Origin of the sequence: Citrobacter sp. Cf118, assembly GCF_030334095.1 — a bacterium.
Lineage (GTDB): Bacteria > Pseudomonadota > Gammaproteobacteria > Enterobacterales > Enterobacteriaceae > Citrobacter > Citrobacter freundii.
Window position 1 is genome coordinate 374,478 of sequence record NZ_JAOWES010000089.1, and the last position, 18,722, is coordinate 393,199.

The 18,722-nt window shown below is 52.3% G+C and carries 23 protein-coding genes; 2 read left to right on the forward strand and 21 right to left on the reverse strand.

The annotated features are described in order from the left end of the window. Positions 1-217: 217 nt before the first annotated feature. Positions 218-553, forward strand: a complete 336-nt coding sequence (locus OGX67_RS25375) for a DUF496 family protein (RefSeq protein ID WP_003030187.1) — start codon at positions 218-220, stop codon at positions 551-553. A gap of 40 nt (positions 554-593) precedes the next feature. On the opposite strand, the gene OGX67_RS25380 is transcribed toward OGX67_RS25375, so the two are convergent. The 21 genes from OGX67_RS25380 to pduA all read right to left on the reverse strand — a co-directional run bounded on the left by OGX67_RS25380 (position 594) and on the right by pduA (position 17,354). Beyond that, positions 594-1,460: a GHMP family kinase ATP-binding protein gene (locus OGX67_RS25380; RefSeq protein ID WP_057063971.1), complete on the reverse strand. Its 867-nt coding sequence runs from the start codon at positions 1,458-1,460 to the stop codon at positions 594-596. A gap of 92 nt (positions 1,461-1,552) precedes the next feature. Further along, positions 1,553-2,767 (reverse strand): acetate/propionate family kinase, encoded by a 1,215-nt coding sequence (locus OGX67_RS25385; protein ID WP_257651082.1) that lies wholly within the window; start codon positions 2,765-2,767, stop codon positions 1,553-1,555. Next, positions 2,752-3,204 (reverse strand): propanediol utilization protein PduV, encoded by a 453-nt coding sequence (gene pduV, locus OGX67_RS25390; protein ID WP_003030195.1) that lies wholly within the window; start codon positions 3,202-3,204, stop codon positions 2,752-2,754. The genes OGX67_RS25385 and pduV overlap by 16 nt, the downstream gene beginning before the upstream one ends. 4 nt (positions 3,205-3,208) lie before the next feature. Continuing rightward, positions 3,209-3,559 carry a propanediol utilization microcompartment protein PduU gene (gene pduU / locus OGX67_RS25395; RefSeq protein ID WP_003030198.1) on the reverse strand — a complete coding sequence of 117 codons (351 nt, stop codon included), beginning with the start codon at positions 3,557-3,559 and terminating at the stop codon, positions 3,209-3,211. Next, positions 3,559-4,113, reverse strand: a complete 555-nt coding sequence (gene pduT, locus OGX67_RS25400) for a propanediol utilization microcompartment protein PduT (protein ID WP_016150580.1) — start codon at positions 4,111-4,113, stop codon at positions 3,559-3,561. Before pduT ends, pduU begins: the two co-directional genes overlap by 1 nt. 2 nt (positions 4,114-4,115) lie before the next feature. Continuing rightward, the gene (gene pduS / locus OGX67_RS25405; protein ID WP_257651083.1) at positions 4,116-5,471 is read right to left on the reverse strand and encodes a cobalamin reductase PduS; all 1,356 of its coding nucleotides are present in this window, start codon (positions 5,469-5,471) and stop codon (positions 4,116-4,118) included. Continuing rightward, a complete protein-coding gene (locus OGX67_RS25410) occupies positions 5,468-6,580 on the reverse strand; it encodes a 1-propanol dehydrogenase PduQ (protein WP_003838997.1) in 1,113 nt (370 codons plus the stop codon). The genes pduS and OGX67_RS25410 overlap by 4 nt, the downstream gene beginning before the upstream one ends. A 10-nt stretch (positions 6,581-6,590) precedes the next feature. Then, on the reverse strand, positions 6,591-7,976 hold the full coding sequence (pduP, locus tag OGX67_RS25415; protein ID WP_257651084.1) for a CoA-acylating propionaldehyde dehydrogenase PduP: 1,386 nt from the start codon (positions 7,974-7,976) through the stop codon (positions 6,591-6,593). After that, a complete protein-coding gene (pduO, locus tag OGX67_RS25420; protein WP_003030208.1) occupies positions 7,973-8,980 on the reverse strand; it encodes a two-domain cob(I)yrinic acid a,c-diamide adenosyltransferase PduO in 1,008 nt (335 codons plus the stop codon). Before pduO ends, pduP begins: the two co-directional genes overlap by 4 nt. An 8-nt stretch (positions 8,981-8,988) precedes the next feature. After that, positions 8,989-9,264 (reverse strand): EutN/CcmL family microcompartment protein, encoded by a 276-nt coding sequence (locus OGX67_RS25425; RefSeq protein ID WP_003030211.1) that lies wholly within the window; start codon positions 9,262-9,264, stop codon positions 8,989-8,991. Between the two features lie 3 nt (positions 9,265-9,267). Beyond that, the gene (gene pduM / locus OGX67_RS25430) at positions 9,268-9,759 is read right to left on the reverse strand and encodes a microcompartment protein PduM (protein ID WP_086504291.1); all 492 of its coding nucleotides are present in this window, start codon (positions 9,757-9,759) and stop codon (positions 9,268-9,270) included. Then, positions 9,756-10,388 carry a phosphate propanoyltransferase gene (locus OGX67_RS25435; RefSeq protein ID WP_003030214.1) on the reverse strand — a complete coding sequence of 211 codons (633 nt, stop codon included), beginning with the start codon at positions 10,386-10,388 and terminating at the stop codon, positions 9,756-9,758. The genes pduM and OGX67_RS25435 overlap by 4 nt, the downstream gene beginning before the upstream one ends. Beyond that, positions 10,388-10,852, reverse strand: a complete 465-nt coding sequence (locus tag OGX67_RS25440) for a BMC domain-containing protein (protein ID WP_003030215.1) — start codon at positions 10,850-10,852, stop codon at positions 10,388-10,390. The genes OGX67_RS25435 and OGX67_RS25440 overlap by 1 nt, the downstream gene beginning before the upstream one ends. Positions 10,853-10,876: 24 nt before the next feature. Continuing rightward, positions 10,877-11,152 carry a propanediol utilization microcompartment protein PduJ gene (gene pduJ, locus OGX67_RS25445; RefSeq protein WP_001057752.1) on the reverse strand — a complete coding sequence of 92 codons (276 nt, stop codon included), beginning with the start codon at positions 11,150-11,152 and terminating at the stop codon, positions 10,877-10,879. A 19-nt stretch (positions 11,153-11,171) separates the two neighbouring features. Beyond that, positions 11,172-11,522, reverse strand: coding sequence for a glycerol dehydratase reactivase beta/small subunit family protein (locus tag OGX67_RS25450; protein WP_003844243.1), 351 nt, complete (start codon positions 11,520-11,522; stop codon positions 11,172-11,174). Further along, entirely contained in the window at positions 11,512-13,344 is a 1,833-nt protein-coding gene (locus OGX67_RS25455) for a diol dehydratase reactivase subunit alpha (protein WP_257651085.1), read from the reverse strand. The genes OGX67_RS25450 and OGX67_RS25455 overlap by 11 nt, the downstream gene beginning before the upstream one ends. A gap of 15 nt (positions 13,345-13,359) precedes the next feature. Beyond that, the gene (pduE, locus tag OGX67_RS25460) at positions 13,360-13,878 is read right to left on the reverse strand and encodes a propanediol dehydratase small subunit PduE (protein WP_003030243.1); all 519 of its coding nucleotides are present in this window, start codon (positions 13,876-13,878) and stop codon (positions 13,360-13,362) included. A 14-nt stretch (positions 13,879-13,892) separates the two neighbouring features. After that, entirely contained in the window at positions 13,893-14,567 is a 675-nt protein-coding gene (gene pduD, locus OGX67_RS25465; protein ID WP_003844241.1) for a propanediol dehydratase medium subunit PduD, read from the reverse strand. A 10-nt stretch (positions 14,568-14,577) separates the two neighbouring features. Beyond that, positions 14,578-16,242, reverse strand: a complete 1,665-nt coding sequence (pduC, locus tag OGX67_RS25470) for a propanediol dehydratase large subunit PduC (RefSeq protein ID WP_003030249.1) — start codon at positions 16,240-16,242, stop codon at positions 14,578-14,580. 18 nt (positions 16,243-16,260) lie between these two features. Continuing rightward, positions 16,261-17,073, reverse strand: a complete 813-nt coding sequence (gene pduB / locus OGX67_RS25475) for a propanediol utilization microcompartment protein PduB (RefSeq protein ID WP_286527815.1) — start codon at positions 17,071-17,073, stop codon at positions 16,261-16,263. Then, on the reverse strand, positions 17,073-17,354 hold the full coding sequence (gene pduA, locus OGX67_RS25480) for a propanediol utilization microcompartment protein PduA (protein WP_003030255.1): 282 nt from the start codon (positions 17,352-17,354) through the stop codon (positions 17,073-17,075). Before pduA ends, pduB begins: the two co-directional genes overlap by 1 nt. Before the next feature lie 525 nt (positions 17,355-17,879). Here pduA and pduF point away from each other — a divergent pair. Beyond that, entirely contained in the window at positions 17,880-18,689 is an 810-nt protein-coding gene (gene pduF, locus OGX67_RS25485) for a propanediol diffusion facilitator PduF (protein ID WP_003030258.1), read from the forward strand. Positions 18,690-18,722: the final 33 nt, after the last annotated feature.

Here is an 18,722-nt window from a genome sequence, read left to right on the forward strand (position 1 = left end):
TCTACTGCTGCTTCGATTCAGCAAAGATTAGAGGTATGATACTGAAAAAGGCTAAAACCATTGGTAACTGCAATGGCTTTACCCTCGATAATTCAGGTTTCAACCATGCATTGTCGATGCAGATGCAACTTGAAGTATGGCGGGCATGAAAGTAATGTTGACCCACTTTAGCCGTTGTTTTAACGAATCCGAATCTCACATTATCAGGGGTGTAAAAATGGAAACTACCAAGCCTTCTTTCCAGGACGTGCTGGAATTTGTTCGTCTGTTCCGTCGTAAAAACAAACTGCAACGTGAAATTCAGGACGTTGAGAAAAAGATCCGTGACAACCAGAAACGCGTTCTGCTGTTGGACAACCTGAGCGACTACATCAAGCCTGGAATGAGCGTGGAAGCGATTCAGGGCATTATCGCCAGCATGAAAAGCGATTATGAAGATCGTGTTGATGATTACATCATCAAAAACGCTGAGATCTCTAAAGAGCGCCGTGACATCTCTAAAAAGCTGAAAGCGATGGGCGAAGTGAAAAACGCCGATGCGAAAGCTGAGTAACGATTTTATGCTCGTTTGGGTCGCTGCTTAGCGGCGGCCCTTATTGCAGTTCGACCCCGCCAGTTACCATCCGCAACAAATGTTGTTCCGGCCAGTGCAATGTTAATTTTTTCTGCGTCAGCATCCATTTAATGTAGTCCACATCATGACGCTTTCTGTCGAGCATCAGACCGACGACGCTGCCGCTGTGCGCGACGTTGACACCGTATAAATCACATTCTTCTACCAGTGCTAATAGTGAATCAAAATCTGGTTTAGGTAACAGCAACTGGCTGGCGATCGCGCTCAGCGTGGCGGCCTCGCCCATCCGATAAGGGTTTTGACTGATACAGGCTTCCTGTACCTTTTCCCATGCGCGTTTCAGTGCTGGGGCGCCCGCCAGTAGCCCTGACTGACGTGGAGTACGGTGATAATCAGCAGTAAGCAAGATTTCCGGACTTTCGAGAACCAGCAGATCGAGTTGAGGCTGGGATTCACAGGCAATTTGCGTGGAGGCGTCGTTATGATCGAACAGCGTAAGCTGGCGGAAAACGGTGCTGTCGGTAGGTTCCAGCGAAACGCAAAGCTGCGCCAGAGTGGATTCGTCTAGCTGATGCCCCAGATACTGTGCCGTGGCGATTGCCGTGGCGGCGATATCCGCTGTGCTGCTGGCCATCCCTTTAGCGACAGGAATGGTTGACTGGACATCTATTCGGATATCCTGACTCATGTGTGCCGGGTATTGCCAGTGCAGCAATAACCTCTCAACCATTGCTCGCGAAAGTGGACGTTCATCTGTCAGCGGTGAACCTGAAGTGACCTCAACGGTGCTATACCATTCAACCGGGCAGGAGACCAATTTCTCACTGCCCAGAATCCAGCCCTGGATAAGTTCTCCGCACGATGCGGGACATTGCGCAACAGCCACGTCTTCACCTATGTGATCAGCAATCCTCGGCGCATAGTGTCATGGCGATCGCGCTATTACCATGATTTGCCGCAATTTGAGGTGCTGCAGTATTATGCAGGAATGCCCAATGTCACAGTTTCAGATATCGCTAAACGCATAACGTCTTGCGCAATCATTAGCTCTTCATTGGTATTAATCACTGCTACTTTGACCATCGCATTTTCCGTTTGAATGAAGGTGGCATTACGCTGATTTTTTTCCTCATCAACGGCCAGACCCAGGAAATTCAGGTTACGACAAATCGCAGCGCGCGCCCGTGCGGAGTTTTCGCCAATACCACCGGTAAAAACCAGGGCATCCAGACCGCCCATCTGCATAATATAGCTACCAATGGTGGCACGAATGCGCTCAGCAAAAAGCGTCAACGCCAGCGCAGCCTGGTGATTGCCCGTATCTGCGGCATGTTCAACGTCGCGGTAGTCAGGTGAGATGCCAGAAACACCGAGCAATCCGGACTCATTGTTGAGCAATTGGTTGAGCTGCTGGGGTGTTTTGCCTTCTCGCAGGGCTATCCAGGGCAAAATGGATGGATCAATATCGCCACTTCGCGTGCCCATCATCACGCCAGACTGTGGTGTAAAGCCCATTGACGTATTCACCGATTGTCCGCCTTTGATCGCGCAGATGCTGCTGCCGTTGCCCAGATGACAACAAACAACGCGCAGGGCGCTGAGTGGCACACCCAGTTTTTCAGCAAGCTGTGAGCTAACGTATTTGTGGCTGGTACCATGAAAACCGTAACGACGAATACCCAACTCGACATAGTAACGCCAGGGCAGGGGATAGATGAAAGAAGGCTCATCAAGCGTTTGATGAAACGCGGTGTCGAACACCGCAACGGCTGGCGTTTTGGGCAATAGCTGGCGGAATACCGCGATCCCCAACGCATTTACTGGGTTATGCAGAGGAGCCAGTTCCGCGAGTCGCTCGATTTCTGCCAGCGTTTCATCAGTTACCAGCGCGGAATCTTTAAAGGATTCCCCGCCGTGTGCGACGCGGTGGCCCACGCCGTCGATCTCTTCCAGACTGCTGATAATGTGGTGGTTGAGCAGTTTTTCCAGAAGCAACGTTACGGCTTCACGGTGATCTGCTACGGGCAAAGTCTCCTGCCATTTCTGCGCTTGTGTTTTTAGGGTGACCTGTGCATCAGACAAACCGATACGTTCTATCAACCCCTGGCAGATCATTTCACCCTGCGGCATCGCCAGTAGTTGAAACTTAAGCGAGGAACTACCTGCATTAATGGCCATTATTTTGTGAGACATGAAGGTTCCTTTGCATTCAGAAAAATGAACATCTCATCGACTCCGGTATTCTCCAGCGCGCTGGTGACAAATACTTTTTGCGCACCAGCCTGAACTAACCAACTCTCCACAAGAGAAATACGCTGCGGGTTGGCTAAATCGGCTTTGGTAACGAGGCCAATAACGGGTCGGTTCATTGGTCCGGTAAAACCGGGAGAAAATGGTGACCACGGCGCGTCTGCATTGAGTACCAGCGCAATAATGTCCGCTTCACAGGCGCTGGCCAGCAGCGCACTGTACAGGCAGCGGTTCTCAAGATATTCACCCGGTGTGTCTATTGTCGTAGGTGACCAGACTATGGCCTGGGTCTTCTGATAGTGGAGCACCTCTCCGCGCATGCACTGCGTGAGCGACGTTTTACCGCACTGGCTGGGACCAATTAGCATGATACGTTTCATGAGATTACGTCCGGGTGATGGGACACGCGGTAAAACGCATCATTTCGCCCAGCGTTCGGGTTACCTGTTTCAGCGCGTACTCAACGGCTGAAACATCGCCCGTCAGTACCACCGCGCCGGTAAACCGGTCGAGAAAACCAATCTCTACCGCCCCTGATTTCGTGGCGATATCACAGGCGATGATTGAGGCTTCGCTAGGGGTAATGGTCAGAATACCGATCGCTGAAACCGAATCAGGTAATCCCAGTTTCTTGAACAAATCCTTACCGGGATTGGCGATAAGGTGCGCCAACGTGACCTGTTTGCCAGGAACATATTCCTGAATCATACGATCCGTGGTGGGTTGTCTTTCCATTATCCTTCCACCATCTGTCGCCACATGCTTTCGTGTGGACGGGGGATGACCGAGCGGTAAACCAGCAGGCCTTTTTCACCCGCACTTTCACTGGCAACCGTCACCGCGTTATTCACATCGGATACATCGCCAGCTACGACCATGTAACACTTGCCGCCAATACCAAATGCCATATGGACGCGTACCAGCGTGACGTTGGAGGCTTTAACAGCCCGGTCGGCGGCGCAGATGCAGGCAGCAACGCTCCATGTTTCGACAATACCAACTGCCTGACGCCTATCTACGCTGTTTAGTCCGCTGATTGCGGGGAGTACGCTGGCATGAATGTTGGGGAGTACCAGACTATCAACGAGCATATCGCCAGCAAGAGATGTTCCAGTGGCAATCGCCTGTTGTACGGCACCTACGTCACCACCGAGCATGAGTAGAAATTTTCCCGGGCAGATGGTCTTGCTGACCAGTAAATTCACATTCGCGCTTTTTAACATGGCATCGCCAGCTTCCATTCCTTTGGCAATGCTGGTGAGTTCTAAAATCCCTATAGCCTGAGACATGATTAACCTCTTATTACCGTGATGGATTGCTCAGTGATCTCGCTGACAATACCGTCAATACTGGCGTGAACAGGCGCGCCTAATGCACCGGACGGTACATCGGCAACACATTGACCGCGAACAACGCGTTCGCCTTGTTCTACATATGGGATGGCGCTGGCACCTATATGCTGACGTAACAACAGCGTCGTTTTGTCTGTGGAATAATCAGTCTCAACCAGTGGCGCATCGTGATACCAGTCGCTAAGACCCAGTTTGGTAATAAGGCGTTTAACCGGGATTAGCCGGTACTTCGCCATTTCATCCTCAGGATTTAGCGGCCCTTCATAACGATGGTTGAGCGCCCGCAACTCGCGTTTAAGCATGCGGTTGATTCGCATCGGCGAAATCCCAACCGGACAGGCAACGCTTTCACACACATTGCATTCTGAGCAGGTCAGGGCCGTGAGCAGTAGCTGCGGCGTGGCCGCCTGCTGATAATTAACCGCACGAACCAGCAGATGCGGGGATAATTCATGACCGATCAAATGCCTTGGGCACAAATCTGTACACAAACGGCACTGCTCGCAAACGGTTTTTGCAACAGAAAGCACAGTGCGTTCATCCTGCATCCGCCGCTGAATCAACGCATGAGACTTAGGCAAAACCAGCAGGCCCCCGGTGGTTTTGCTGACTGGGGTATCCAGTGAAGTAATCAGGCCGCCCATCATCGGACCACCGTTAATAAAGCCGGGATCGTCAACGGTTGCACCCCCGGCCAGCGCCAGAACGTCACGTAAAGACATTCCGATAGGGACTGTGAGTGTGATGGGACTGGCGACTGCGCCGTTAACGGTCAAGGTACGACGCGTAACCGGGTACTGCTGCTCAACTGCTCTCGCGATGTTGAGCACTGTCTGGACGTTATTGACCACTACGCCGACGCTGACAGGCAGCGCGGCAGGCGGAACTCTCCGGCCTGTTGCCATCCAGATGGTCAGAACCTCGTCACCTGCCGGGTAGACATCGGGCAAAATATGTAAGCGGATCCCGGCAGGCAGAAGGGGCGTTAATGCATTGATAGCCTGTTGGTATTTCTCTTTGAGCGCAATAATTCCGGAACTGGCTCCGGTAGCCGTCATGGCATATTGAACGCCGTGGATAAGTCGCTCAGCCTGGACGGCCATCAACTGCTGGTCAACTTTCAGCATTGGCTCACATTCAGCCGCATTGACCAGAAAAGTATCGACCTGCGCCTGTAATTTTACGTGAGCAGGAAAGCCTGCGCCTCCGGCTCCGACAACACCCGCTGCGCGAACGCGTTCGCGAATTGTCTGCGCATCATAGAGCGTGGACTCTGCCGTCATGGCTGTCTTCATAATAATTCCTCAAGCAGTTCCTGCATGGCACTGGCGTCGGCAACACGAGGATTGGTTTGCAGCGTGACATCAGCCAGCGCGGCCTGAACCATCGACGGGATACGTTGCGACCAGGCTTGCTTTCCGTCTTTAAGCGCGTCAACTAAAGAAGGCAACGCACACTGTTTTTTGAGTAGCTCGATATGATGAATGAGCGCATTCAATGCCGCTGTATCGTTCGCGTTATCCGGGCATAAATGGCAGGCTTTAGCGAAACGGGCATAGCGCTTCGCAGCCCGCGGATCGCGAGCATTAAAATGAATGACATGGGTCAGCAGCAGCGCATTGGCAAGTCCGTGTGGCAGATGAAACTGACCGCCCAACTGATGGGCAATCGCATGATTGATCCCCAGTCCAGCCTGACTAAATGCCATTCCCGCGAGCGTTGACGCATTGTGCATTTTCCCTCTGGTTGCCAGGCATTCGCCTTTGCTGACGGCGACAGGCAGATACTGGAAGACGATTTGAGCCGCTTTTTCAGCTAGTGCATCGGTGAAGTCGCTGGCCTTCGTGGACACGTATGCCTCCAACGCATGCGTTAACACGTCCATGCCGGTATTCGCGGTTATGGCTGGCGGTACGCTGACGACCAGCGTTGGATCAAGGATGGCCATGTCTGGATAAAGCGCATTATTAAACAATGGATATTTAATGCCTTTATCCGGATCGCTAATCACGCAGGCGCTGGTTACCTCGGAGCCCGTACCGCTGGTAGTGGGAATTGCGACACAGGTTTCAATTTCAATACCGAACTGGCGGCTGAACCAGACGATGGCTTTTGCGGCGTCCAGTGCTGAGCCGCCACCAAAACCCATCACGATGTCCGGCCGCAGGGACTGCATTTGTGCAATCCCTTGAACTACAGTGCTGATGGTGGGATCGGGGGTGATATCGCTGAAAATGCTGATGCGGTTATCCGCTGGCAGAGCGTTGCGCAGCTTTTCAATCAGGGGAGAACGCGCGAGAAAACCATCGCAAATAATCCAGATATGCTTATTCGTGAAGCGCTTGAGCACATCCAGACTTCCCTGGCCGCTGTACAATCGAGTTTGCAGTGAAAAGCTATTCATAACGGCCCCATTAACGAATAGAAAAACCGTTTGTCAGCACGCAACGACGAGAGCGTGCGAAAGTGCGCGCAGATGTTGTTCCTTCACCGGTTGGCGTCGCAATAGTGAAGGTTGTAAAGCCTTCACCACCAACGCCGATCCCGGCGTAAGAGGGGCCATTTTTCACAAAGATGGAGGTCTGAAGCGTGCGCGCGGCAAGGTTCAAACGTGACACATTTTGCGAATGCATAATGGCCGTGTGATGCAATCCCTCTTCAACCTTCAGGGCCAACGTTAATGCACTATTAAAATCGCTCACCGTTACGACGGGGAGCATTGGCATCAGTTGCTCGCTGGTAACCCACGGGTCGTCCGCCTGGACGATGCCTATCAGTAATCGAGGTGCTTTTGCCGGAACTGGTATTCCTGCTGCTTCCAGTAAGGTTGCCGGGCTTTTACCTACCAGTTTTTTATTGGCTATGCCTTCTGGTAGACAGACGGCTCGCAGTTTGTCTACCTCTTCTCTATTGAGAAGCATCGCATCAAAAGACTGCATCTGTTGAACCAGTCGTTCGGCAACGGCATCAACAACAATCAGGCTCTTCTCAGCAATGCAGGGGAGGTTGTAATCAAAGGATGCGCCATTGATGATATCTTCCGCCGCCTTAACCAGGTCGGCCGTTTCATCAACAATGCAGGGTGGATTTCCTGCGCCTGCGCCGATGACTTTTTTCCCGCTTTTCATGCCCATAGCAACAATGCCTGGGCCACCGGTAATCGCCAGAACTGCGATTTTAGGGTGCGCCATCATCTGCTGGGTAGCCTCAAAAGTGGGTTCTGTGACCGTGACGACAAGATTACGAATTCCGCAGCAACGGAAAGCAATATCTTCAATCATGGCAATCAGCTTGAGTGAAATCTTTTTAGCACCCGGATGCGGACTGAAGTAAACGCTATTCCCTGCCGCCAGCATGCTGATGCTGTTGTTAATAATGGTCTCTGTCGGATTAGTACTGGGGGCGACAGAACCAATTACGCCAAACGGTGAATACTCGAATAACACCATGCCGCCATCGCCGGTTAGCGCCGTGGTGGTGAGATCTTCGATACCCGGAGTGTTGTCCAGCGCGGCTTTATTTTTAAGGAACTTATCCTCTTTGTTGCCCATACCCGTTTCGGCAGCGCTCTCAGCGGCCAGTGAAGCAAGATGAGGCGTCAGTTCTTCGCGTAGGGCGTTTATGATGGCGCTGCGGGTTTTCAATGGACATTGCTGGTAACGCAGAAAAGCCTGATGAGCGGCATCGATCGCTTCGCCAACGGACGGAAAAATACCGTTACCCTTAACTTCTGCTTTTGCCGGGGCGAGTTGCTCACTCAAAATGTTACGAATAAGGGTTTCAAGTTCTGAAGTATTCATTGATGTGTTCTCACGTTAATCGCCGCAATGGCCGTTTCTGCAATGTCCATATCCTGTTCAACGCTTCCTCCGCTGATGCCAAGACCCCCGAGGAGTAAACCCTCACGCCATAATGCGTACCCGCCACCGAAGGTGACGACTTTTCCCTGCATATGGCTTTCCAGACCGTAAAGCGCGGCGCCTGGTTGCACTGCTGATGTCAGCTCATGCGTGGCGGTTTTCATCGCCACGGCAGTCCATGCTTTTTTCGGTGCCAGTTCGCTACTCACGAGTAATGCGTCAGGCATGCGCCAGGCCACCGTTTGGGTACCGTTCGCATCAACAATACTAATGACGACCGGAACCTGAAGTTCTTCTGCTCTCGTCACCGCAGCGCGAGTGAGTTGGTGGAGCTCCTGAAAAGACAGAGACATAGTCGGCTCCTTTGTGGCTGGTGGTTGAACGGCAGCGAGATAGCGCTCAGCCACTTTCTGAATGATTTCGTTTTGATGGGCGTCATGATCTTCTGCTCGTGCAAGCGCATATAAGCAGTCGGAAAGGCGGTTGATATAACGCATCAGCACGTGTCTGACGGAGATCTCGGTGGACAGCTCGACCAGTCGTCTTTCTGCGCGACGTGCCAGAGTTCGGGCAAAGTGCAGTCGGCTGGCGGCTTCGCTGCGGCCTGGTAAAATAAAGCTGCGCAGGGGCGGTACTCTTCCCATTGCGATATCGATGGCAGCTTCCAGTGCCGCAATTTCTTCTGAGCTGATGTAGCGCTGCTCTGGCGTTGGTTCTTCGCTTTCGCTTGCCAGTTCGGCGCTGAACCAAAAAAGCTGCAGCTGGATATTTTCAAGTAACTGCCGGTGCTGAGGGTTTTTCGCCACGCAAACGCATAGGCTAAGCGCCGCATTCAGTTCGTCCAGCGTACCGTAGGCTTCCACGCGCGGATGCGTTTTGCTCACGCGCTGTCCGGTAAATAGGGCTGTTGTTCCGGCATCACCTGTGCGGGTATAAATCGCCATAGTTCCTCCTAACGAGAAAGCGTGTCGACAATGCCGACGATAGCCAGATCAATGGCCTCATTAGGGCCGGAAAATACGTGTCTGGCGCTGGACCCGCTGCTGAGTAATACCAGTTCGCCGGTCCCCGCGCCGACAGAATCAACAGCGACTTCATCTCCACTCACTGGGGACGCAGGAAGCTCTCCGTCAGCACTTACCCGACGTACCAGCAACAGTTTTTTTCCCACCAGTGATGGGGATTTTTGCGTGGAAACCACAACGCCTGTAACCCGTGCCAGATGCATAGCTCACTCCTGCTTAATTAGTTGGACATTTCGCAGACTGACAGCTTCCTGAGCCAGAGCCGTCACGACACATCGACGGCGTAACACCAGTACGCCATCCCTCAATTGGGCGACGTCGGCATAGCTGAGAAGCTTCTCAGGATGCAAAAAGATGATTCGCCCCAGTTCATCACTGAATTCCAGTGGCAGACGTGCGAGTTTTTTCACGGGGATTGCGGGTAACAATCGGTGTTGTAGTGAAATCTTCACGCGGACTCCGCATGCCAGCGCGTCGTGAATCGTTACCACCGACATGTTGACTGGGCAGCCTTCGGCAATTTGCTCCAGAAATGGCAGGTCCACTTGCTGGAGATGGAGCGACGAGTACTGGCAGCATACTGTCCGTGAATCGATTTCCCGTAACTGCGCGACGCTAAGAGTGAGCGTGCTTTCCGCGCGTTTTTTTAATCGGGAAACAACCTCCTCGATAATGCGTTGCAGCAGTTCGTTGTTCATCGTGAGGTCACCAGTGTGGCAAATGCTTGGGGATTATCAGCGCCTGCAGCATTGGCTTCGTCTGTATCGATATGCATTTCGAGGCGCATATCCGGCGAAACGCGTACGGCGACGTTATCGAAAATCAGTCGACGTTCATCGCCATTAATGGCGACCGAGACTTTATCACCATGGGAAACTCGCAGAATCAGAGCATCGAGCGGCGACATATGGATATGCCGTTGGGCAACGATCACCCCGGATGCTAACTCCAGTTCAGCAAATGGGCTGACAAGACGAACACCGGGTGTGCCCTGAATATTACCCGACATCCGCAGCGGAGCAGCAATTCCCAACGTGCGGGCGTCGGTACGAGAAATTTCGACCTGGCTGGTATTGCGCAGCGGGCCGAGTAAACGCACATTTTTTAACTGACCTTTTGGCCCCACCAGTGTGACAGTCTGCTCTGCTGCATATTGTCCTGGCTGCAGCAGCTCTTTTTTCTCACTAATAGGGTGATTGGGAAACAAGCGACCGTAATCTTCAGCGCACAGATGAATATGCCGATTAGAGATCCCCAGCGGAATCGGGCGCTCGCGCATTTCATCGAGAACCTTAGCGACAGTGGTTTCCAGTTGCTGTTTATCCATCACACTTCACCTCGTTTGCCGGAGTGAAGACAAAGAGTGCGCGGCTCACCTTTTTGGCGAGGGCAGGCAGGATCAAGACACAAATTGCAGCTAATCAACTCTGCATCTTGCGGCGCTTCGGGTGCCGCATGGTCTACAAATATCTCTTCATGCGGTATGGCTGGTATGGGTTCGGGCGTTGGTTCAGGCTCCAGGACAACGCTATGCGACAGGATCCCGTCCCCGGGTCTGGAAATGACTTTGTGAGCCACCAGTCCATCTAGCTGGTCAGCGAAACTGACACCAGTGGAAATGGCCGCCTGGACGGAGGCCACATCCCCGATTATCTTGATCACCGTCCAGCCTGAGCCGTTGGTTTTTTCTAGGCCCACCAGCGTGATGGAGGCGGCTTTCGCCATGACGTCCGCGCAACTGATGGCTAATGCCAGACCACTAACTTCAAGTAATCCCAGTGATTGCTTCACGCTGTGCTCCTTGGTTGCAACAACTTATGCGGATTTAGGTAAAATGGCTTCAACGTCGCTGTGCGGACGCGGGATAACGTGGCAGGATTTCACCTCGCCAACGGCGCTTGCGGCTGCGCTTCCAGCATCTACGGCTGCTTTCACCGCGCCGACATCACCGCGAACCATAACGGTGATGAGGCCAGAGCCGATTTTTTCGTAACCAACCAACTGCACGTTTGCGGATTTCACCATGGCATCAGCGGCTTCAATAGCGCCGACAAGCCCTTTTGTTTCAACCAGTCCCAGTGCGTTATTCATACTGCTTTTCTCCTGTGGGTTATGAGTGGCATTCCCGGAACGGAATGCCTTTAACCAGCCGCGCAGCGTTGTTACCAATGCTGCGGCGATCGTGGCTATTTTGTTGATACGTCAGCGTAAAAAGTGGTGCTGATGAGGGTAAGTTTTTGTAGTGCACGACCAGTTTTTCACGGCTACAGCCAATACCAACCAGCAATGGTGATTGGCAGGCGGCCAACCATGCGTTGTGGATAACGTCAGTTGAGTCATTCTCCTGAATCACAAAGGGGATCCCTTCTTCTTCAATACCCAGCAGTACGTCATTCCAGACGTCAGCGCAGTCAGCACTGGTGAAGATAACGATGGCTGGCGTGGTGAGATTACTTTCCATGAGCGAATCCCTTATGCCAGGAGAGAATCAGCCCTGTCGCAACCGCATTGCGTGGACCTTCGGTACCACGAATATTGCCGCGCCCGGCAACCAGTCGATAATGCGCCAGAGCATCGGTGACCAGCTGCGGAACTTCAAAATCCAGGGATGAGCCGCCAACCAGTACCACAAAGGGAATATCCCGAATGTTCCCGGTCGGACTCACCTGACGTAGCGCTCTGAGTGCGTTAGTAACGAAAACGCGTTCCTTAGCACTTCGACGAATGGCCCGTACTTTCTCCAGCGCCAGTTCACCCGGCAGTGGCACCAGTTCATCGGGCTTCACTACGCACACGCGCGCAAAAACCGTTGGCGGGAGAGGCGTAGGGAAGAATTGAACGCTGCCGTCTTCGTGGCGAAGATGGAACAAGCTCTCAACTTTCGCCAACGGATACTTTTTAATCTCTTCCGCGAGATAACGGTCATCCAGACCCAGTTCACGGGCAATGATCATCGTGACCATATCGCCTGCACCCGCCAGGTGCGTGGCAATAATTTCGCCCTTAGGATTGATGATAGAAGCGTCGGTTGAACCCGCGCCGAGGTCCAGAATAGCCAGTGGTCGCGTGGTGCCCGGAGTAGTTAAGGCCCCCAGAATGGCAGCTTCGGCTTCGGCCCCGCCAACCTGGACGTCAATGTTGAGCTTTTGCGTGATCTCCTGGGCAATCATCGCCATTTGCAGGCGGTCTGATTTCACCATGGAGGCTATGCCGACAGCCTGTTCCAGCGAGAACTCACCGGCAAGTCCACCCGTCACGCTGACAGGAACCGAGGTATCGACCGCCAGCAGATCCTGAATAAAAATTTCATGACTGGGTTTATTGGTTAATTCAGCCATCGTCTGGCGCACATGCTCCAGCATGCCGCCAATATTGGTGCCAGCTTCTCCAGTAACGTTATCCAGTTTCGGGCATTCACCAACCGCTTTCATAATCGCTTCGGCGCCCGCTGCAACGTCGACCCGTACTGTACGACCCTGAGACTGTAGCTCCAGATTTCCGGCAGGAATCGCTCGCGCTTTCACATCACCTGACGGCGTTTTCACCACCACGGCTGAACGGTTGCCGATCAGCGCCCGTGCCATCGGAACAATGTTTTTAGTCTCATCGGCATTGAGGCCAAAGACAGTTGCAATACCGTAGGGGTTAGAAAGTGTTTCAATAACCTTTCCTGGTACGGCGACCTCAATGGCAGCCAGCATCCCCAACGGGATACGGTCAATATGAAGGACTTCATCGACTATGGGCAGGGGATGAGTCAGACGATTACTGACCAACACACCATCGTCCTGCTGCAAAATAACACCAGTCAACTGGTATCCGGCACGGACGGAGGCATTAATCATCGTAGCAACATCGGCGAAATCAAATGCCGATGACACCACCAGAATATAGGGCGTATCCGCCGGGCGACTGAGAAGGTCTTCCGGCGTAATAGTGACGCCCACGCCTAACCCGACACCGCCCGGTGTTTTAGGGTTATGGCCGATCATGGTGGATTCAGTGATGATGGTTTCGGTTATTGTTTCCATCGCCACGTCGCCAATGACCGGGGTGGCTTCGTTAATACGGATGAGCGAAATATCGCTGACATTGATACCGACGTTTTTTGCCGCCAGCGTAAGGGCCTCCTGAATGCCAAACACATTACGTAATGTGCCCTTAATTCCGGTGGTTTCTGCCAGCGCGCTGCCGGTAATGCTCAGCACGCCAGACTCATCCAGAGTAGCCAGAGCGACTTCCGTTGATGAGTTGCCTATGTCAATGCCAGCTATATATCGCATGATCCTGTCCCTGAGTTAGTCGTCGCCTTTGAGTTTTTTACGCTCAACGTACAGCGCTGCCGCTTCACGAACGAAAGCTGCACAGATTTTTGCCTGATAACGATTTTCGAGATCGTCGGCGATAGCCATCAGCTCATCTTTTGTTGAGCGGTACGGGCGCAGCGCGTTGTAGATCTCAAGAATGCGATCGTCAGGAACAGCGGTTAGCTCGGCAGCGCGCTCAAAGTTCATCGCCAGCCTGTCACGTCCGGCATCTTTGGCGATTTCCGCCTGGAGGCGCAGTGTTTCAGGAGTGATGCGCATGTCCTGCGCGGTCACTTTGTTGCTCAGAACATTTTCAAGCGTGAAGTCGTCCAGCGTTTTGTTGGTCGCAGTTTTTACCCACTCAGGATGTTTATTCGCGAGAGGGTAATCCGTGACTTTCGCGGTATGTGCTGATGAACTTGCCGCGGGCGGAGTCGCGGACTCGCCTTGCAGGCTGTTCATCCGGCTCAACACATCCCGAACCATCGATTCAATTGCGTCGGTATTCATGGAGGTATCCTTTATCAAAGCGCCACGCGCAGTTCCTGCGGGTTTTTGCCTGTCACAACGTATTTGGTCTCTTTAATGTGCAGAATGGCTGATTTCGCCTGGTACTTAGGACGGGCCATCTGGTCATTCAGAGTCGGGACCGGTTGTGGAGATTCACGCTTGGCATAACGCGCGGCGTTTTTACCGATCTGACGATAGGTTTCCAGCGTCAGAAGCGGTGCCTGAGGGAACAGCTCCAGGTTTGAAAGCGGTGGTAACCCCTGCTGGTGGATAACCGTCGTGCCTTTTGACTGGATGCCGATAGAGATCCCGGAACCGCTCAGACGGTTACCCTCAACAGCAACAAACGCCACATCGGAGGATTTAAAGCAGCGGATAACGCGCGCTTTAATGCCTTCTTCTTCAATACCGGCAATCACTTCGCGCAAGATATTCTTATGCGGGATCCCAACAATATTGACGGTTTGTGACAGGCCAAACGCCGGCCCTACGGCAATAATCACTTCGTCCTGTTGCTGGCCTTGTTTGGCTTCACCAATCTCGGTCAGAAAGCTGTCGCCCTGTGCCGCAGCAGCCTGAGGTGCGCTTGCCGCTGTAGATGCGCGGAAAGAGACGGGTTTGTCGCTGGTCTGCATTTCAGACAACACATCTTCAATTATCTGGCGCAGCAGTTTTTCATTAATTTCCATTTTTCACCCCTTAGCCAAGCTCGTTGGGATCAAGTGCGCCAGGGATGTTTTTGATCTCTTCCCAGCGTTCGCCTTGCAGGCGATAACCTGTTGCCGGACCGGCATAGTCGTTAACATCATTGACAGCGGATAGCACCTGTCCGTCGCCAACGATAATGGCGGAGGTATGCAGGTAATCCCCGGTTAACTTGGCTTTCTGGATGTTGAGCATGTCCTGAGCGACATCGGTAAATCCGCCCTGAGCAAGGGCTTTCACCACTTCCAGACCGTTACGGTTTTTGTTGATGATCTCTTGTGCAAACTTGATATCTTCAACGATGTTACGTTCCGGCATATCTTTCGAACCGTGGGCGTAGGTCGCCGCTTCCACTTCTTCATCAGTGATTGGCGGTAATCCCATCCCGGCAAAGACGGCCTGCAGCGCACGCGCCGCTTTGTTACGAATGGCGATAACGTCTTCTTCACGAACCGGGCGCAGACCACCGTCTACTTTCAGGTCACGCTGGAGAACGTTGTAGTCGTCAAAATCTTCAGCATCCTCGTTCGAACCCGCAAACATGTTGTCGTAGTTCGGCACTGCGGAATAACCAGAGGAAATGAAGTCAGTACCCGGCAGGAACTGCATCAGCAGACGAGCAGTACGACGCATATCCGAGTGGGTAAAGGTTTGGTCGTTGCTGGAGGCGCATTCCAGATCCAGAGAGGAGCAGATCAGGTTTTCAGCCAGCACTGCACGAATTCCTGACGGCACGGCGGAAGGGACTCCGATGCAGCTTACGGAACCGTTTTGCAGACCCTGTACGCCAGCAGCTTTGGTGATGTAAATACAACGGGCTTCCAGATAAAGCATCGATTTGCCTTCGGCGTAACCCATCTGAACTTCTGAACCAGAGCCGGAGGTAAAGCGCATTTTCAGACCACGGGATGCGTAAGACGAGGCGAGGAAGCCTTTAGACCATGGCGTGTCATCGCCGTCGGTAAAGACGGGTTCAGTACCATAGACGGAGATGGTTTCAGCGTAGCAGGTGTGGCCTAGCATCCCGAGTTTGAGTTCGGTTGCTTCTTCCAGAGAACACTGAGTTAACACGCCCGGGCGTCCAACCTGTGAGCCGACTAACAGCGCAATGGCGTTAAATGGCGCATAACGCGCAACGGCAACGGTCGTTTCCTGTTCGTCAAACCCGCGCCATGCGCCTTCAGCGGCATCAGCGGCAATTTGCACGGGGTTATCTTTGACATTAGTGACGTGCGCTTGTTGAGATGGTGTACGACGAGCACGCATTTTCTGCATGGCCATCATCATCTCAACGACGTTCATATGGGACACGACTTCGACAATTTTTGCCGGCGTCATTGCGGTGGTCAGCGGCACAATGTCTTTGCGCTTCACGTTGGGATCGCAAAGCATATTGGCCAGTTTGACCGAATCCATCGCCATGACTTCTTCAGCGCGTGCCAGGTTAATGCCGTAGCGGGCAATGAAATGGTCGATTAAGTCAAATTCACTGGCGGATTTACCGTCCAGTTCAGTGACTGTACCGTTGACGATTTTAATCGACGGTTTGGGGTCGTTCGGGCTTTCCATCGCAATGAAGCCTTCTTCGATCCACTCCTTAACGAAGCCATCCTGATTCACAGGGCGCTTCGCCAGTGCTTCAAATCTTTTCGATCTCATGAATCAGCCTCACTGATATCAGATGTAGGACGGACGATCGTTTTTCGGCTCTGAGCCGAGGGTCCCGAGTACGGTTTTACCGATTTCACGGGCGGAGATAATAGCCTGACGAACAGCGCCAGAGTCACCCGAAATAACCAGAATGGCTTCGTTACTGAAGCTGGTGCCATGAGCAGGGGAGCTGTAAGCCACAACTTCCACGTTGGCGGATTTCAGGGCAGTATCAGCCATCAGGACACCAACGGACGCTGGTGCGCCGACGATGACGCCACAGGCACGACCAATCGGTGCGCCAAAGGCTTTTTCCAGCGCGTAGCTGGCGCGTGCGGTGTACTGCATTTCGATGTGACCGGCTTCGTTGGCATAAACGTCGCCAAAGGTGCGATCCAGTTCTTTCAGTGCGACTTCAATGCCGCGTTTCACGTCGGAAACATCGTTGCCGCCAAGAATAATCAGCGAGCCATGACCTGCGCCGCCTTTGGTATCACGTGGTAACTCAATACTGACGACTTCAGTATTGGTGGCTTTCACCGCTTCATCGGCGGCCATGATGTGCGGGCCTGCGCCAGTACGGGCGCCAAGGATGCCAATGGAGCGATAGCGTTTTTCAAGTTTCATTGCGTCCAGTAGGGCACTGTCTACGTTGGCGATTACCAGACCGACGGTGTCGCCAATCGCGGTACCGACAAACTCCGTTAAACTGCAGCTTTTCTCTGCCATAGCCGTTTCTCGTGTTGGGTGATTATTTTCTGGGATAGCCTGCTGTTCTGGCGTTGCCACACGAGCAATCACCTGCGCCATGATCTGTTCAACCAGTTCATTGCTGCTCATTAGCTAATTCCCTTCGGTAAGATTTTTTCTACATCGGTATGCGGGCGTGGGATAACGTGTACGGCTTTCACTTCTCCCACATTACGGGCTGCGGCGGCACCGGCATCTGTTGCTGCTTTGACTGCGCCGACATCGCCGCGGACAATAACTGTTACCAGCCCCGAACCAATTTTTTCGTAGCCGACCAGCATTACATTGGCTGACTTCACCATTGCATCTGCGGCCTCTATGGCTGCAGTTAAGCCTTTGGTTTCTACCATTCCTAACGCTTCTTGTTGCATAAAGACCTCGCCTGGGTTGTCCCGATTTTCATGACTATAAAAAGAAGCGAGGAAAAAGAATGGCTGAGTTGAAAGTAAGAGTGAAAAAATAGTGGGGTAATGGTGAGATAAAATTGCTGTGAGTTATTGTAATACTGTGTTTTTATTGGTTATTTTAATCTTCATCGATATGACTATTTGGTTATGTTAATTCCATATTTACACTTTTCTGAGTGACAGTTTAAATATCATTTGCTATGCGAGAAAAATGAAATTGTGATGATCGTTTGAAAATGGAATTCTGCTGTTCGCAATATTTTATTATTTTGAAAATGTACTTTTAATTGGGTGAATCCACGTTTTGTCGCCTGTTTTAATAAAGGTGATAGCAAAAATTTGCTATCACAACACGATTTTTAAGGGTATGTCGCTTGCAGATTGCCAACAATTTGCCGATACAGATTTTTATAGTAAGTCTTGAAGTAACCTTCCTGCCAGCAAGGAGTCCGCTGGTAAAGACACGAACTCTGCTTAGAAGGTGTCACAATGAACGATTCACTAAGAGCGCAATGTATTGCTGAGTTTTTGGGTACCGGGCTATTTTTGTTTTTTGGTATTGGGTGCCTGAGCGCCCTGAAGGTCGCGGGTGCCAGTTTGGGATTGTGGGAGATCTGCATCATATGGGGCTTGGGGATCTCGCTTGCAGTTTACCTGACAGCCGGGATTTCTGGGGCCCATCTCAATCCCGCTATTACCATCGCACTTTGGTTGTTTGCCTGTTTTCCTGGCCGTAAAGTACTGCCTTATTCTGTCGCTCAGATAGCGGGTGCCTTTGGTGGCGCTATGCTGGCCTATTTGTTGTACGGCAGTTTATTTATTGAGTATGAATCAGCCCACCAAATGGTACGCGGCAGTCTGGAAAGCCTGCAACTTGCCAGTATTTTTAGCACGTATCCTGCCGCCGCACTGAGTGTCTGGCAGGCCGCACTGGTCGAAGTGGTGATTACCTCCATTCTGATGGGGATGATTATGGCGCTAACGGACGACGGTAACGGTGTTCCCAAAGGCCCTCTGGCACCACTGTTGATTGGTATTCTGGTTGCTGTTATCGGCGCATCAACCGGCCCACTTACCGGCTTTGCGATGAACCCGGCACGTGATTTTGGTCCTAAATTGTTTGCCTGGATGGCCGGGTGGGGTGATGTTGCGATGACCGGCGGGCGCGATATCCCTTATTTCATCGTGCCGATTGTGGCTCCCATCATCGGTGCCTGTGCGGGCGCAGCAATTTATCGTTATTTTATTGGCAAAAATTTACCGTGTAATTCGTGTAAGTTGGAGGAAAACGAGAGCTAGCTTCATGAAAGATGTTTATTATTGAAAGGCAAA